Origin of the sequence: Calderihabitans maritimus (genome assembly GCF_002207765.1) — a bacterium.
Taxonomy (GTDB): domain Bacteria; phylum Bacillota; class KKC1; order Calderihabitantales; family Calderihabitantaceae; genus Calderihabitans; species Calderihabitans maritimus.
The window spans coordinates 1-16,623 of sequence record NZ_BDGJ01000063.1 but is presented as its reverse complement, the minus strand read 5'-3'; the positions used below and the strand labels follow the sequence as shown (position 1 = coordinate 16,623).

Sequence of the window (16,623 nt, the reverse complement as noted above, 5' to 3'; positions counted from 1 at the left end):
TATTTTGTAAATTGGGCCTCTTGACATTTGTTTTGCTTTCGGGCATAATCTAGTAGTGAAGCAACGTTTCTTATTTGCTGAATTGCAACGGGAAGATTGTGACTAAACGTGGCGGTGTAGCTCAGCTGGTTAGAGCATACGGTTCATACCCGTAGTGTCGTAGGTTCGAGTCCTACCACCGCTACCAGAAGCAGAAGTTGAAAGTCGGTAGTCAGAAATCGGCGGCGTGTCATCCCGGAGAAGAGGGCTGCGCGTCCCGGACTGACAGCCGACATGTGGCTTCTAACTGTGGCCCGTTGGTCAAGTGGTCTAAGACACCGGCCTTTCACGCCGGTAACAGGGGTTCGAATCCCCTACGGGTCACCATCATCCCCGCTGATGCGGGGTTTTTATTTTGTGCCGAAAGTTAATAATGTCGAAAATTATGGAGAATGGCTCCCTCAACCTGACAAACATTTTACCGCCTTTATACTATAATTTAGATGGATTGTTAATTATAGGAAAAGGCGGTGTGTTGTCAGGTGAAAGAAGATATTGAGGTTTATCCCTATCGTAGAATATACCAGTCTAAACACCAGGGCAAGAGTCGGCAGAACGGAAGAGGAGCTTCTCGTATTACAGGACAAGCCATGCTTAAGATTTTTACCTGGGGTAATATAGCCCTGCAGTTGTTGGGCTTTCTTTTTGGCCGCTCTTTAGTGATGGGGGAACTTCTTCCTTTTGGCCCCGCTTTTTACGCTGGTGTTGTTAGTACTACCGGCACAAACCCCTGGCTGTTGTTGATTAGCGTTTGTTTTGGGATTTTCACCATAAGAAAGGGCATGGAATTTTGGGGTTCAGTTGCCGTTTTACTGATAATTGCTCTATTACATCGTTTTTACCAGTTAGATGCTCAACGAAGAGGATGGCTTTTGCCTTCTGTATCTGTAGGTTCCGTAGTGATGTTGGCCAGAGGTGTACTAGCGGCTTTATATGAGCCTACACTTTATAAGGCAGTGGCTATATCTTTAGAAGGGTTCCTGGCTGTCGGTTTAACGGCTGCCTTTATTGTGGTTGCTAAAGCGGTTAAGAAAAGTAAAGGCTTGATCCGGTTAAATACGGAGGAAATTATTTGTTTTGCTATTTTTGGCATAGGTATTGTCGGTGGTGTAGGTAACCTGACGGTAGGGAAGTTGTCGCTGCAAAGTTTGGTTAGCGGGTTTGTTATCCTTCTTTCCGCCCTGGTTGGAGGTCCAGGACTGGGGGCGTCAGTGGGAACAGTAATGGGTATGATTCCCGGTCTCTCTATGGTGAACGCTCCTTTTCTGGTGGGGAAATATGCTTTTTCCGGCTTCTTGGCAGGTATTTTTAAAAGTTACGAAAAACTAGGGGTAGCCGTTGGATTTATGTTGGGAGAACTTTTATTAGCAGGCTATCTGACGGACCGGGGGGCGGTTATTGCCAATCTTTCAGAGAGTGCTCTAGCCGCTATGCTCATGTTTTTAATTCCCAAGGGAGTAATAAATCATCTGGCCGGTTTAGTATTTCCCGACCGGGAGGAAGAAGAGAAAGCCTTCAGGTCTTACCGGCGGCGAAGCAACTTAGTAGTCAGAAAGGCAAAAGAGCTTTCCCGCATTTTTACAGAATTATCGCGGGCTTTCAGTGAAGTTACCGTTTACAGGCGGGAGACCCAACAAAATCTGGACGCATTACTGAATTACGTTAGCAAACGGGTATGTGCCCGGTGCGGGGTCTTAGAACGGTGTTGGGGCAAAGAATTTTACGGTACGTACCAAAATATAATGGGCATTTTTAATTTGGTGGAAATCCGCGGATTGGTTTTGCCGGAAGAGATATCTCCAGATATCAAGAAAAAGTGCCTCCACATACCGGAGTTGGTTACAGCAGTTAATTGTGCTTATGAACATTACAAAACAGATAAAGCCTGGCAAGAACGCTGGAAGGAGATTCATCGTTTGGTTTCTAACCAGATGGAAGGTGTAGCCGCTATATTTACTCACCTTTCGCAGGGAATGGAGACCTTTTTAAATGGAGAGGAGGAGTGGAAAAAAGCCCTGCAGGAGGCTTTGAAGGACAAAAAAATAGATTTTGGGCGGCTGGAGATCGAAAGAGGCTCTAACCAAAACCTCGAAATCTTTTTAACCAAAGTTAATTGCCCTTATCCAACGGTAGATTGTAAAGAAATAATCACTGGTCGTTTAAAGCCGGTTTTTAATCAAGGATTTATCGTAGATAAGGATTACTGCGGTCTGGAAAAAGGCGACCCAAAATGTAAACTAACTGTTCATCTTGATCCTGTTTACACGGTTAAGGTCGGTTATGCTCAATTACCGAAAGAAGAGGGAAAGATTTCCGGTGACTGTTATGCATCCTTACGGTTGCCGATAGGAAGGCATGTATTAATCTTAAGCGACGGTATGGGCACTGGAGCGCCTGCTGCTAGAGAAAGTTATACTGCGGTTAGTTTCCTGAAACAACTGCTTTCGGTCGGATTTTCTCCTCAGATAGCAGTGCAAACGGTTAACTCTCTGTTGCTTACGCGTTCACAGGAGGAAACCTTCGCTACTATCGATCTGGCATCGATTAATCTTTTTACTGGAGAGACGGATTTTATCAAAATAGGGGCAGCTCCCTGTTTTATTCGTCGGAATTCCGATGTAGAGATGATTGCCGCCAGTTCCTTGCCTGTAGGGATTTTTAATCGAGTTGAGGTAAGCACAGTAACCAAACACCTTAAACCAGGTGACCTGCTGGTAATGGTCAGTGATGGAGTTTTAGAGATGGAAGGGGGACTAGATGTAGAATGGTTTATGGACCTGCTGCGATCCCTAACTGATAAGAAGGTAGAGCTTATAGCGAATCGTATCTTGGAAAGGATTTGTGCAGTTGGGGGGAAATTTCCTCTGGATGACTTGAGCATTTTAGTCGCTCGTTTAGAAAGGTTGAGTGGTTAAAGGGTGTCTGAGACACTCTCTTTTTTTAATTACTATTATTAAAATATTTTAAAATGGCAAAACTTACAGGTGGTGCAGGAAAACTAACTTTTATGGCGAATCTTGGAACAAGCTGTACTATTTGAGGCGGAGGATAATGCTGGATAAGGTTCGTGATACTGTTTTAAAATATCAATTAATCCATCCTCATGACCATATAGTAGTAGGAGTTTCAGGTGGTCCCGATTCCATGGCGTTACTCCACGTATTATTGCTTCTGCAGCGAGAATACCGGCTAAAGCTTTATGCCGCCCACCTGAACCATATGTTTAGAGGAGAAGAAGCTAAGGAAGATGCCAGGTTTGTAGAGACCATAGGGAAAAAATGGGGGGTTCCTGTTTGGGTTGAGGAATATGACGTTCCTTCGTTAGTGGCCTCCAGCGGAATGTCTGCGCAGGAGGCGGCCCGTCAGGTACGCTATGAATTTCTCTATAATGTTGCCGCCCGGGTAAATGCCCGGATTATTGCTGTAGGGCATCATGCCGATGATCAGGCCGAAACGGTACTGATGAATTTGTTACGGGGTGGGGGATTGGAAGGGCTTAGCGGTATGTCTCCCAAAAGGGGGAAGATTATCCGGCCTTTGTTTGAAGTTTCCCGGCGAGAAATAGAGCAGTACTGCCAAGAGCACAACATTCCTTTTCGACAGGACCCTTCTAATAAAAAAACGATTTATTTACGCAACAAGATTCGTCTACAGCTCATTCCTCTACTTAAAGAGTTTAATCCGCAAATTACCCAAGCCCTTTTTAGGATGGCTGACGTTTTAAGGGAAGAAAACGATTTAATAGACCAAGCGGTAGACGAAATATGGTCTAGAGTAGTGGAAAAGGAAAGTTCAGAAGAAGTAATATTTAGTCTAGCTGAATTTTCAAAACTCCATCGGGCTTTAAAAAGAAGAATAGTTCGGAAAGCTTACGACCGGTTGACGGGAACAAAAACAGGCCTAGCCTATGACCATGTGGAATCTGTGCTTAAATTGGCAGAGCGGGGTCATGTTGGAGAAAAACTTAAGCTGCCCGGTACGGTTTGGGTAGAGAGATCTTATCGAGTTTTTTCATTAACTTTTTTCATGGCGCAGAAGACAATTCCTTTTTTCCACTATGTGCTGCGCATTCCAGGAATTACAACCATCGAAGAACTGGGCCTTAGGATTGAAGCTCAGATAGTAGAAGTTCCGAAGAAGTTTCCGACTGATAAAACCATTGCTTTCTTGGATTACGACAAAATGAGTCTACCCCTGTACGCTCGGCAGCGTAAACCGGGGGATCGGTTTCAACCGCTTGGTTTAAACGGAAGCAAGAAACTCAAAGATTTTTTTATTGATCTGAAGGTACCGGTCGTGGAAAGAAACCGGATCCCCATTATTTGTGATTGCCGGGACAGAATTGTGTGGGTTGCCGGTTTTAGAATTGCTGAACCTTATAAAATTACACCCCAGAGCAAGCGGGCACTGCGGTTGGCGGTTCTTCCTGCGGAAGGTTGGAACGAATAAGTAAAATTATTTGAAAATAAGTATAAACTATGGTACAATATTAAGTTATGAGATAAGCTTGCTGAATTTTGAGAGGAGGGTATTGATTGAATCGAATATTCAAGAATTTAGCAATATATATTCTAATTGTTCTAATAGCCGTATCCATCTTTAAATGGACCACGCCAGTACACAAAGAAGCGGAAACTCTGGACTATACCACCTTTAAGCGATTGGTGCAGCAAGGCCAGGTAAAAGAAGTAAATATTATCATAGAAAGAGATATTTACCGTATTTCCGGTCTTCTTAAAAACGACAAATCTTTTGTATTGGATGCACCAAAAGAGCCTGGCCTGACTGATTTTTTGGCCATGAACGGTGTTAAAGTTATCCCTCAGGCTGCCCCGGAACCCCCTTGGTGGACTAACCTGCTGGGGACCATTCTACCGGTTTTGCTTTTAGTAGGTCTGATATTTTTTATGATGCAACAGACCCAGGGAGGCGGTAGCCGGGTTATGCAGTTCGGCAAAAGCCGGGCCCGTTTGCACACGGAGGATAAGAACAAGGTGACTTTTGCCGATGTGGCTGGTATCGATGAAGTAAAAGAAGAATTGCAAGAGGTAGTAGAATTCCTGAAGAACCCTAGAAAATTCAATGAATTAGGAGCTCGGATTCCCAAAGGAGTATTGTTATATGGTCCGCCCGGAACGGGAAAAACTTTACTGGCCCGAGCAGTGGCCGGCGAAGCTGGGGTCCCTTTTTTCAGCATAAGTGGTTCTGATTTTGTGGAAATGTTTGTCGGGGTTGGCGCTTCCCGGGTGCGAGATCTTTTTGAACAGGCCAAAAAGAACGCTCCCTGCATTGTATTTATAGACGAAATCGATGCTGTGGGGCGCCAGAGGGGTGCCGGCCTAGGCGGAGGACATGACGAAAGAGAGCAGACGCTGAATCAATTGCTGGTAGAGATGGATGGTTTTAATGCTAATGAAGGAATCATCATTATTGCGGCTACCAACCGTCCGGATATCTTGGATCCGGCGTTGCTTAGACCGGGGCGCTTTGACCGACAGATTGTGGTGGATGTTCCGGACGTTACAGGTCGCAAGGAGATACTAAAAGTACACGTTAAGAATAAACCCTTGGCCGACGATGTAGATTTAGATGTACTGGCTCGCCGTACTCCTGGGTTTACCGGAGCTGATTTAGCCAACTTGGTTAATGAAGCTGCTCTTTTGGCTGCGCGGCGGGGTAAGCGCAAGATAGGAATGGAAGAACTGGAGGATTCCATAGAAAGAGTAATTGCCGGGCCGGAGAAGAGGTCGAGAGTCATTAGCGATTATGAAAAGAAACTTGTTGCTTACCACGAAGCCGGGCACGCATTGTTGGGGCACTATCTGCCCCATACCGATCCCTTGCACAAGGTATCTATAATTCCTCGCGGCCGGGCGGGAGGCTATACGCTTTTGCTACCTAAAGAAGACCGGCGGTATATGACTAAATCCCAAATTTTAGATCAGGTTACCATGTTGTTGGGCGGCCGGGTGGCAGAAGCTTTGGTATTGAAAGAAGTCAGTACGGGAGCCCAAAATGATTTAGAACGAGCCACGGAACTGGTCCGGAAATTAATTACGGAGTTTGGTATGTCGGAAGAATTAGGACCTTTAACTTTTGGACGACGTCAAGAACAAGTATTTTTAGGGAGGGATATTGCCCGGGATCGAAATTACAGTGAAGCGGTGGCCTTCTCTATCGATAAAGAAGCTCGACGCATTATGGACGAGTGTTATAATCGTGCTGAGAAATTGCTCAAGGAGAATATTGATAAATTGCACTTGGTAGCCAAAACTTTAATGCAAAAAGAAACATTAGAAGCGGAAGAGTTCCAAAAACTCTTAGAACAATTTGATAAAGGGGAAACAGAAACAAAGTTGCAGGAGGATATTTCAGAGGACCGGCAGGAGACCGGGAACGAAAATAAGGAAAAGAACTCCAACTTCAGTCCTGGTCCTGTTATTAGTTTTAGCTATACAGAATAAATTGGATAAATGAGCGGGAGGTATAAAAGATGGAAAGGACTTTTGTGATGATTAAACCAGACGGGGTTCAAAGAAATTTAATAGGGAAAATTATTTCCCGGTTTGAGGATAAAGGCTACCGAATCGTTGCCATGAAGTTGATGCAAGTAACGCGTGATCTGGCCGAACGGCATTATGAAGAACACCGAGGCAAACCCTTTTTTGAGAGTTTGATTGACTATATTACTTCCGGTCCGGTAGTGGTTATGGTTCTCGAGGGGAAAGATGTAGTAGCGGGAGTGAGAAAAATGAATGGGGCCACTAACCCTGCAGAGGCTGCTCCCGGTACCATTCGTGGGGATTATGCTTTGGATATTGGGCGTAATGTAATCCATGGAGCAGACTCTGTAGAGAGTGCGCAACGAGAAATATCAATCTACTTCAAGGAAGAAGAATTGTTGAATTATGAAAAGGTCACCGAAAAATGGATCTATGAATATGAATAAGAAACTAACGGAAAGGCAGTCCTCGCATAAAGGACTGCTTTTTAAGTCACAGTTTAAGCCAGTAAAATTGATTGAATTTTTAAATAAATTTTCTTATAATAATGAATAAAACTTTGAAAGGAGAAGATAAAAATGAGCGAAAATTTAAAAGTGGGGCTAAAAGGGGAAGCTAAAGAAGTAGTTACCAGCAACAATACAGCGATAAAATACGGCAGTGGTAGCGTGGAGGTTTATGCCACTCCGGCCATGATAGGACTGATGGAAAAGGCTGCTTTAAGCAGTGTAGATCCTCTTTTGCCGGAGGGGCAGACTACTGTAGGTACAGCTTTAAATGTTCGCCACCTGGCAGCTACTCCCATTGGATTAACTGTAACGGCCAGGTCTGAATTGATTCAAATCGAAAACAGGAAATTAGTATTTCGTGTTGAAGCTTTTGATAGTAAGGAGAAAATAGGAGAAGGAACGCATGAGCGCTTTATCGTTGACTTAGAACGCTTTTTGTCTAGAGCAGATAAAAAAGTTAAAGGGTAATGGAGGAATTATTTTCATGGATGCTGAAACCCGGCGGAAAAACATACTGGAGTTATTGAAACAGTCGTCGGAGCCTATTACCGGTTCGGAACTGGCCCAACGATTTTCCGTGAGCCGCCAGGTGATCGTCCAGGATATAGCTATATTGCGAGCTGCAGGGCAAACCATTATTGCTACTCCTCAGGGTTATCTAATACCCGACGTTTTTGCCCAGAATAAACTCACCAGGACTTTCGCATGTCGGCATACTGAAGATAAGTTGGAACGAGAACTGCAGATTATGGTGGATTGCGGCGGGAAAGTGCTGGACGTAATTGTGGAACACCCTTTATACGGCGAACTTAAGGGGATGTTGATGCTGGATTCCCGCAGCGATATAGAAGAATTCTTATATAATTTTAGGCAAAGTAAGGCGCGACTGCTTTCGGCCCTGACTTACGGAATTCACCTTCACACGGTCGAAGCGCCGTCGGTCGAAGTTTTTGAACGAATAGAGGAAGCTTTAGCCGAGGAGGGGATCCTCTTGAACCGGATAGAAGATAATTTTTCATAATATATATTTTTTTGAAGCTACTGACAAGACACAAGTATATACAGGAGGGGTGCTTTATGAAAACTAAGGAAATAGTTTTAGGGGGGCTTTTGACCGGCTTAGCGTTAGTAATTCCGCTGGCCTTTGGAGGGGTATTAGGGATTGTTATTCCCCCGTTTTCGGCCACATTGGCTTCCCATGTTCCAATGATGATTGCCATGATTGTAAGTCCTGGAGTAGCTGTTATGGTAGGGATTGGATCCGCTCTTGGGTTTTTGATTAAACTAGGTATGCCTGCTATTGCGGCACGGGCATTTATGCATACCTTTGTTGGCTACGCAGGTGCCAAGATGGTTCAAAAAGGACGGCCTCTTTACTCGGCATTGATTTGGACTTTACCGCTCCATGCGCTTCTAGAGGCTATAATTGTTCTTCCTTTCGGTTTTACCCTTTACCAAGGTTTAGTGGGGGTAGGAATAGGGACTGCCCTCCATCACGCCATAGATAGTGTCATAACGCTAGGCATATTAGTTCTACCCATAGCCAAACCTTTAGGCCTCTCGAGCAGGGTGAGGTAGAGCAGATTGTGCCGTTTTTGGCACAGTTTTTTTATCTTCGTGAGGAAAATTATTAAAATTAAGGAATATATTTCTAATAAGCGAGGTGGTGGATTATGGAAAATTCTCCTAACGTTTATTTTGGTACCAAAGTAAGAACTAACGACCTACGTATCGGCAGGAGGATTTGTCTTTTGATAGAGGACTATTTAGGAAGGGATAACGTCAAGGCTACGGCTGAGCCGATAGAAGGTTCTTCTTGTGTTCAGGTTTTGGCCGAGGTTAAAGATGTTCAAAAAGTAAGTCTACGTCAACTTCGCCATTTGGTGATTATGGGAGCGCGCCAGTTTGGAATAGAAGTTGAAAATAGCTTTCTGCGGGGTCCTGTACCCCTTTCCATGTTGCTTCGTGTAGTTGAAGAATGCTTGAGCTTGGAAGAACAAATTGTTGAATTGGCTAACTGTTCAGGGTAATGTGGTTAAAAATTTTTCCGTTAGGAAGGAAATTTTAGCTGAAGGAAGAATTTTTTAACTGTTGTGATAATTTGCAACATAGATGTGGCGGGAATTCTGGCTGGTATAGATTTTAAATTTTACTTAGAAAGGGGGGCTGCATAGGTTTTTAAAAAATTAAATGGTTGTGTACGCCTAGAAATAAGGGTAACCTAAAAAGTTAGAAAGGAGAGGATATCGAATGCCGTACGATCCTACCAAGATGAAAGACTGGCAGATTGCCGAAGAAGCCGAGAAAACAATGCCTACTCCCGAAGAATGGCGGGAGAAATTAGGGCTTGAAAAAGACGAGATTATTCCTTACGGAAGAATCGCCAAATTGGATTTCCTTAAGATAATGAATCGCCTTAAGGACAGGCCTAATGGTAAATTCATTGAAGTTACGGCGATCACTCCTACTCCTCTGGGCGAAGGCAAGACGACCACCACGATGGGAATTATAGAAGGTTTGGGCAAAAGAGGTAAAAATGTGGGGGGTTGTATCCGCCAGCCTTCAGGTGGTCCCACTATGAATATTAAAGGGACGGCCGCGGGAGGCGGTAATGCTCTTCTGATTCCCATGACCGAGTTTTCACTCGGTCTTACCGGCGATATTAACGATATTACAAATGCTCATAACTTGGCTATGGTAGCTTTAACGGCTCGGATGCAGCACGAAGCTAATTATGACGATGAAGAACTGGCCAAACGCAACCTGAAGCGACTTGACATTGATCCTAAGAGGGTTGAAATGGGATGGGTAATTGATTTTGCCGCCCAAGCGTTGCGTAATATCATTATAGGTATTGGCGGTAAGAAGGACGGCTTTATGATGGCCTCTAAGTTTGGGATTTCGGTAAGTTCTGAGTTAATGGCCATCCTTTCCATCGCCACCGATCTTAAAGACCTTAGAGAGCGGTTGGGTAAAATTATTGTGGCGTACGATAAGAAGGGTAATCCGGTCACGACCGCGGACCTGGAAGTTGACGGTGCCATGGCTGCCTGGATGAGAAACACCATCAACCCGACCCTTTGCTGTACGGTCGAACATCAGCCCTGTTTGGTCCATGCAGGACCGTTTGCCAACATCGCCGTAGGTCAGTCTTCGATCATTGGTGACCGCGTAGGTTTGAAGATGTGGGATTATCACGTGACGGAGAGTGGTTTCGCTGCCGACATCGGTTTCGAGAAATTCTGGAACGTAAAATGCCGTTTAAGCGGCCTCGTACCCAATGTTTCGGTAATTGTGGCTACTATCAGGGCTCTAAAGATGCATGGAGGCGGACCAAAAGTTGTGCCGGGACGTCCTCTGCCTGAAGAATACACGAAGGAGAACCTGGAACTGGTCGAAAAAGGTATTGAAAACCTGTTACATCATATCAACATAGTTAAGAAGTCCGGTGTAAACCCGGTGGTTTGCATTAACAGCTTCTATACTGATACCGAGGAAGAAATCAAACTTGTACGCCGGTTGGTAGAGCAGACCGGAGCTCGGTGCGCGGTTTCCGAACACTGGCTCAAGGGTGGCGAAGGTGCCTTAGAACTGGCCGACGCGGTTATCGATGCCTGCAACGACCCGGTTGACTTCAAGTATCTCTACCCGCTGGATATGCCTTTGCGTCAACGGGTTGAGATTATCGCCAAAGAGGTCTATGGTGCTGATGGAGTATCCTGGACGCCGCAGGCCGAGGAAAAAGCTAAGATGTTTGAATCCGATCCTGCTTATAGAGATTTCCAAACTATGATGGTGAAGACCCACCTTAGTCTCTCGCATGATCCTACTTTGAAGGGTGTACCTAAAGGTTGGGTTCTGCCGATTCGTGATGTTCTGGTTTACGGTGGAGCCAAGTTCCTCTGCCCGGTTGCTGGCGACATCAGCTTGATGCCAGGTACCGGCTCCGATCCGGCTTTCCGCAGAATCGATATAGATGTCAATACCGGCAAGGTAATGGGGCTGTTTTAAAGCATTGTCAATCAGGGAGGATGACCTCCCTGATTTTTTTGCTAGGTTTTCCGGCGAGCTAAATTTGGGCAGGAGATTAAAAGTTACTGTCAAATACAATACTAGAACTATGAAGGAGTTCCCGCAAAAGTGAACCGAGTAATGGCTATATTAGAAAATCCTCTGTATAACGATTATATACAGCGAATTGACTTTAAAGAGAAAGGGCGGCCATTTTGTCGCCATAACCTGGATCATTTTTTAAGTACAGCCCGCATAAGTTATATTCTCCTATTGGAAAACGATGAGATAGATATGCTGGCTTGCCGGGCAGGTATACCCAGGGAAAAAGTTAAAGAGTTGGTCTACGCAGCCGGTTTGCTCCACGACATCGGTCGTTGGAAGGCATACGAAACGGGGGAAGATCATGCCCGTTTAAGTGCTCGTTATGCAAAAGAGATTCTGCAGGAGAGTGGTTATACTTCCCGGGAGATTGAGGTCATTTGTCAGGCTATCATGGAGCACCGGGGCAAGAGCAAACACCTTTCTTTATTAGGGGAACGTCTCCACCAAGCCGATAGTTTTTCACGATCATGTTACCAGTGTTCTGCCCAGAATGAGTGCTATAAATTTAACCGGGATAAATATAGATTAGAGTATTGATACGGAAGGGAAAAGGGGAGTGATGGATCTGAGTACTTATAACGTACGGGTCTTACGGGTTGACGACCTTGAGGAAGCGAAAGGGGCCATAAAAGCAGTAGGAGCTGATGCAGGCGGGATTAAATTGATGAGCCCTAAGGCGGTTTTTCGCCTGGTTAAGGTTAGTGACGTTCCTATAAAGGCGGCTAATATTATCAAACAGGAAATGTTATCTCGAGGTGGAGAAGCTGCTTTAAGTCGTGGGGCTGTCGACAATTCAATAGATAAGACTGATGTGCTTTTAATGGGGACGCTAAAGCAGTTTGAGCAACTAATATACAAGCTGCGGATGCAACCGTTTGGTTTGCCAAAGTTGGCGGAAGAAATCGAATTAGTGCTAAAAAATGTAGAACCTAGGAAAACATCAGTATTGCGGTGCCGGGACAAATCCCTGCTCTTGGGAGAGCGGACTTTGATTATGGGTATCCTTAACGTGACCCCTGATTCATTTTCCGACGGGGGAAAGTATAATACTTTAGAGGCGGCGGTAGAGCGCGCCCGCCTTATGGTAGAGGAAGGAGCCGATATAATAGACCTGGGAGGGGAATCTACCCGCCCGGGTGCTTCCTATGTTCCGGCTGAAGAAGAAATGAACCGGGTTCTACCGGTCTTAGAAAGACTGGTGCAAGAATTGGAAGTTCCCATTTCGGTAGATACTTATAAAGCAGAAACAGCCCGGGCGGCGCTGGAACGGGGAGCCCATATTATCAACGATGTGTGGGGCTTAAAGGCTGACCCGGCTATGGCAGAAGTGGTTGCAGAGTACGATGTTCCAGTCGTGGTCATGCATAACCAAAAAGGTACTGAATACCGGGATCTTATGGGAGATATCGTTAGAGCGCTTAAAGAGAGCATTGATCTAGCGAAGGCAAAAGGAGTGGCTCCAGATAAGATTATCATTGACCCCGGTATCGGTTTTGGCAAAAATACGGACCAGAACTTGGAAGTTATGAAACGGTTGGGAGAGCTTAAAAGCCTAGGGAAACCCATTTTGCTGGGGACCTCCCGAAAATCTATGATTGGAAACACTTTGGGACTACCTGTAGAAGAACGCTTAGAGGGTACGGCTGCTACCGTAGCGGTAGGAATAATGCAGGGAGTAGATATTGTCCGGGTTCATGATGTTAAAGAGATGGTAAGAGTGGCCCGTATGACTGATGCCATGATTAGACGGTGAGAGGGGAAGTGGGTTGAAGGACAAGATTATCTTGGAGGGCATGGAATTTTACGGTTTTCATGGGGTGCTGGAAGAGGAGGCCCGGCGAGGGCAAACATTTTGCGTAGATGTAGAGTTATACTGCAATACCCTTCGGGCGGCGGCCAGTGATGACCTCAGGGATACGGTTAATTATGCCGAGGCCTACGAAACCGTCCGGAGGATTGTAGAAGAAGAAAGATATAACTTGATTGAGACTCTTGCCGATAGGATTGCCGTTGCGCTTTTACAGCAGGAGAAAGTTGAAAAAGTGGTTGTGCGTGTCAAGAAACCTTTTGCTCCCATCCCGGGAAAATTCAAAAGTATGGCGGTAGAAATTGTTAGAGGCGGGGAAAATTAATGAAGGAAAGAGTATACTTGGGGTTGGGAGGTAACGTAGGCCCGGTCAAGGAAAATTTGGCGCGTGCCATTCAGCTTTTGGATGAACACCCGGAGATAGAAGTAGTTGGACGATCCAAATGGTATTTGAGCTCGCCGGTAGGCAAAGAAGACCAACCCTGGTTTATCAATGGTGTAATAGAGATATATACAACTTTAAAACCTGAACAATTGCTAAAAGTCGTCAATGAAATTGAACAGAAATTGGGCCGACAAAGAAGAGAAAGATGGGGGCCTAGAACGGTAGATATAGATATTTTGCTCTTTGGGGATCAGATTATTAATACGGAAGATTTAGTTATTCCTCACCCTAGACTGAAGGAGCGTAGCTTTGTTCTGGTACCCTTAAGAGAGCTGAATTCTCGGTTGACCTTACCTACGGGAGAACAAGTGGAAGAACTAATAGAAAAATTAGAATTTTCAGAACAACAGGTATTGCCAATAAATCTTAAGCATGATAAAATATAAGGGTACAAGGTTGGCATCCTTCGGGAGCCAAACCGGTTTAGATACAGGATTTCTTTGAGTAGAGTTTCCGCTTGGAGCCAAAAGGACCGAGACGGAAGGTAAAAGAAGAAACAGGGCCTTCCGGCTTTGTGTCCGGAAGGTTATGTTTTTTTGTTAGGAGGAACCTGGCATGCGAGTAATAAATAGCATTTCAGGCTTGCGGGAGTATCTGGAGCCTTGTAGGAAAAAAGGAAAAACAATAGGCTTTGTACCTACTATGGGCTATTTCCATGAAGGGCATCTTTCTCTAATGCGTCAGGCCCGGAAAGATTGCGATGTGGTTGTGGTTAGTATATTTGTCAATCCTATTCAGTTTGGGGCCGGGGAAGATTACGAGGAATACCCGAGAGATATTGATAGGGATTCTAAACTGGCAGAAAAGGTAGGGGTAGATGTGATTTTTGCTCCTGCTGTAAGAGAAATGTACCCGGAAGGATACTCTACTTTTGTTGAAGTGGAGAATTTAACGGAAGGATTGTGCGGGCGCTCGCGGCCAGGTCACTTCCGGGGGGTAACTACGGTTGTTACCAAATTATTTAATATCGTACAACCTGACAAAGCTTATTTTGGCCAGAAAGATGCTCAACAGGCTATGGTCATCAGGAAAATGGTTGCTGATCTAAATATGCCTCTTGAGGTGATTGTATTACCTACCGTAAGGGAAGCCGACGGACTTGCTATGAGTTCCCGAAATGTATATCTGACACCGGAACAGCGGAAAAGCGCTACCGTTTTATACCGCTCTCTCCAATTGGCAAAAAATTTGATTGAAGCAGGAGAGAGAAGCGTTGCGGCTGTGGTGGAGAGGGTAAAACAAGAAATTAATGCCGAACCTTTAGCGAAGATTGACTATGTAGAAATTCGTCGGGCGGACGATTTGGCGCAAGTAGAGAAAATTGAAGGAAAGATATTAATTGCGCTCGCCGTTTTCATCGGAAAAACACGACTGATCGATAATGAAATAGTGGAGGTGCAGTAACATTGTTCAGAAATATGATGAAGTCTAAAATTCACCGGGCGAGAGTTACCGGGGCGGATTTAAATTATGTGGGAAGTATAACTATTGATCGAGCTCTTATGGAAGCGGCAGACATTCTTCCTAATGAAAAAGTTCAAATAGTTAATAACAACAATGGCGCTAGATTTGAGACCTATGCTATTCCCGGAGAAGCCAACAGCGGTGTCATTTGTCTTAACGGTGCGGCGGCCAGGTTAGTTCAACCAGGAGATGTCGTAATTATAATCTCCTACGCATTAATTGAGGAAAAAGAATTATCACAGTTCCAGTCAAAAGTTGTTTTACTGGATGAGAATAACAAAATTCAAAAAATATTAAAAGAAGAGTTCCCGGAGACAGTTGTAAAAGAATAAAACTTCAAACTTTTTACAGGAAAATAGAGGGAAAGAATGCCGGTCGCCATAAAATTTGTGTCGCGTAACCTTTCATTTTTTTGTTTTATGTTAACCACCGACACAAAAATGGTTGACTAAAAGCCGGTTGTTAAGTAAAATGAGAGCAAGGTTGGTGTAGCGGTATGAAAGAAGCGGTGTTAGAAATATTGCGCCACCATCGAGGAACATTTATATCAGGGCAGGAACTCAGTGAGCGGCTAGGTATCACCCGAACCGCTGTATGGAAGCATATTAAGACTTTACAGCAGGAAGGGTATCGCATAGAGGCTCAGCCAAGACGGGGGTATTGCCTGCAAGAGGTCCCCGATTTTCTTTACCCGGAAGAATTGCGGGCCGGTTTAAGCACTAGCTGTATTGGCCGTAATATTGTTCACTATCACGAGGTTGGATCTACGAATACAGTAGCCAAGCAATTGGCTGAACGCGGAGAAAGAGAAGGAACGGTGGTAATTGCTGAAAAACAGACGGAAGGTCGGGGGAGATTGGGTCGTCGTTGGGAGTCACCCTATGGAAAAGGTATATGGCTCAGTATAATCTTAAGGCCGCGGGTGGCTACTGATGCTGCCCCGTCCATCACCTTGCTGGCGGCGGTGGCTGTTGCCAAGGCGATCAAAAATTTTTGCGGGTTGGAGGCGCTTATTAAGTGGCCTAATGATATTTTAGTCCGAGGGAAAAAGGTATGCGGTATCCTTACAGAAATGAAAGCTGATATGGACGTTGTCGAATATGTGGTAGTCGGAATCGGTTTGAACGCGAATTTAGAAGTTCAGGATTTTCCCGAGGAAATTCGAGATAAAGCTACTTCTTTGCGTATTTTGTTAAACAAGAAGATATCTCGGGTCAATCTTGTCAGAAAACTCTTTGGCGAATTTGAAAGCCTATATAATCTTTTTCGGGAACATGGTTTTTCTCCTATCAGAAGTATGTGGAAAGAGATGAACACGACTCTGGGGCAACAGGTTCAGGTGAATACTTTAACCTCCGTATACTCCGGTCTTGCCGTAGATATAACTGAGGATGGGGGGCTGGTAGTAGAAACGAAAGAAGGAACTAAAGTTTTTTATGGAGGGGAAGTATCTCTCCGAAAGCATTTGAACTAACGCTATTTCTTTTTGCGACAATGGTCAACCGAAAACAATTTATGGGTTGACGAAATTGTATAAGCATTCCTGTAATAAAGTGAGATAAGAGTTGCCAAATAAAAAACCTCCTGGTAAAAGTAAAGGAGAAACAACCTAACAAAACTTACCAGGAGGTCGAAAGAGCATGAAGAAGGCTGAGAAAAAAGCGTCGGTTACAGGTGACGTCATTATCGTAGGAGTGGACATTGCAAAGAAGAAACACTGGGCAAGAATATATAATCCTG

At 44.7% G+C, this 16,623-nt stretch carries 16 protein-coding genes and 2 tRNA genes; all 18 read left to right on the top strand.

Translation table 11 applies throughout. The annotated features are described in order from the left end of the window. The first annotated feature begins 110 nt into the window (after positions 1-110). A tRNA-Met gene (locus KKC1_RS06250) sits at positions 111-187 on the top strand. Between the two features lie 103 nt (positions 188-290). Continuing rightward, positions 291-366 (top strand) — tRNA-Glu (locus KKC1_RS06245). Positions 367-521: 155 nt separating this feature from the next. Further along, positions 522-2,954 (top strand): stage II sporulation protein E, encoded by a 2,433-nt coding sequence (gene spoIIE / locus KKC1_RS06240; RefSeq protein ID WP_088553629.1) that lies wholly within the window; start codon positions 522-524, stop codon positions 2,952-2,954. Positions 2,955-3,090: 136 nt separating this feature from the next. Next, positions 3,091-4,488 (top strand): tRNA lysidine(34) synthetase TilS, encoded by a 1,398-nt coding sequence (tilS, locus tag KKC1_RS06235; RefSeq protein WP_088553628.1) that lies wholly within the window; start codon positions 3,091-3,093, stop codon positions 4,486-4,488. Between the two features lie 86 nt (positions 4,489-4,574). After that, on the top strand, positions 4,575-6,503 hold the full coding sequence (gene ftsH / locus KKC1_RS06230) for an ATP-dependent zinc metalloprotease FtsH (RefSeq protein ID WP_088553627.1): 1,929 nt from the start codon (positions 4,575-4,577) through the stop codon (positions 6,501-6,503). 29 nt (positions 6,504-6,532) lie between these two features. Continuing rightward, positions 6,533-6,988, top strand: a complete 456-nt coding sequence (ndk, locus tag KKC1_RS06225; protein ID WP_088553626.1) for a nucleoside-diphosphate kinase — start codon at positions 6,533-6,535, stop codon at positions 6,986-6,988. 132 nt (positions 6,989-7,120) lie between these two features. Continuing rightward, complete coding sequence (locus KKC1_RS06220; protein WP_088553625.1) at positions 7,121-7,519, top strand: thioesterase family protein; 399 nt, start codon at positions 7,121-7,123, stop codon at positions 7,517-7,519. 16 nt (positions 7,520-7,535) lie between these two features. Continuing rightward, a complete protein-coding gene (locus tag KKC1_RS06215; protein ID WP_088553624.1) occupies positions 7,536-8,072 on the top strand; it encodes a transcription repressor NadR in 537 nt (178 codons plus the stop codon). A 56-nt stretch (positions 8,073-8,128) separates the two neighbouring features. Beyond that, the gene (locus tag KKC1_RS06210) at positions 8,129-8,629 is read left to right on the top strand and encodes an ECF transporter S component (protein ID WP_088553623.1); all 501 of its coding nucleotides are present in this window, start codon (positions 8,129-8,131) and stop codon (positions 8,627-8,629) included. A 95-nt stretch (positions 8,630-8,724) separates the two neighbouring features. After that, positions 8,725-9,081, top strand: a complete 357-nt coding sequence (locus tag KKC1_RS06205) for a hypothetical protein (protein WP_088553622.1) — start codon at positions 8,725-8,727, stop codon at positions 9,079-9,081. Between the two features lie 220 nt (positions 9,082-9,301). Beyond that, complete coding sequence (locus KKC1_RS06200; RefSeq protein WP_088553621.1) at positions 9,302-11,062, top strand: formate--tetrahydrofolate ligase; 1,761 nt, start codon at positions 9,302-9,304, stop codon at positions 11,060-11,062. 129 nt (positions 11,063-11,191) lie between these two features. Further along, positions 11,192-11,704 (top strand): HD domain-containing protein, encoded by a 513-nt coding sequence (locus KKC1_RS06195; RefSeq protein WP_202819964.1) that lies wholly within the window; start codon positions 11,192-11,194, stop codon positions 11,702-11,704. Positions 11,705-11,726: 22 nt separating this feature from the next. Next, positions 11,727-12,920, top strand: a complete 1,194-nt coding sequence (folP, locus tag KKC1_RS17170) for a dihydropteroate synthase (RefSeq protein WP_088553620.1) — start codon at positions 11,727-11,729, stop codon at positions 12,918-12,920. Positions 12,921-12,933: 13 nt separating this feature from the next. Further along, complete coding sequence (gene folB, locus KKC1_RS06185; RefSeq protein ID WP_088553619.1) at positions 12,934-13,299, top strand: dihydroneopterin aldolase; 366 nt, start codon at positions 12,934-12,936, stop codon at positions 13,297-13,299. After that, positions 13,299-13,805 carry a 2-amino-4-hydroxy-6-hydroxymethyldihydropteridine diphosphokinase gene (gene folK / locus KKC1_RS06180; RefSeq protein WP_088553618.1) on the top strand — a complete coding sequence of 169 codons (507 nt, stop codon included), beginning with the start codon at positions 13,299-13,301 and terminating at the stop codon, positions 13,803-13,805. The genes folB and folK overlap by 1 nt, the downstream gene beginning before the upstream one ends. Before the next feature lie 169 nt (positions 13,806-13,974). Further along, complete coding sequence (gene panC, locus KKC1_RS06175; protein WP_088553617.1) at positions 13,975-14,823, top strand: pantoate--beta-alanine ligase; 849 nt, start codon at positions 13,975-13,977, stop codon at positions 14,821-14,823. 2 nt (positions 14,824-14,825) lie between these two features. After that, complete coding sequence (panD, locus tag KKC1_RS06170; RefSeq protein WP_088553616.1) at positions 14,826-15,215, top strand: aspartate 1-decarboxylase; 390 nt, start codon at positions 14,826-14,828, stop codon at positions 15,213-15,215. Positions 15,216-15,379: 164 nt separating this feature from the next. Continuing rightward, positions 15,380-16,357, top strand: coding sequence for a biotin--[acetyl-CoA-carboxylase] ligase (locus tag KKC1_RS06165; protein WP_088553615.1), 978 nt, complete (start codon positions 15,380-15,382; stop codon positions 16,355-16,357). The last annotated feature ends 266 nt before the right edge of the window (positions 16,358-16,623 follow it).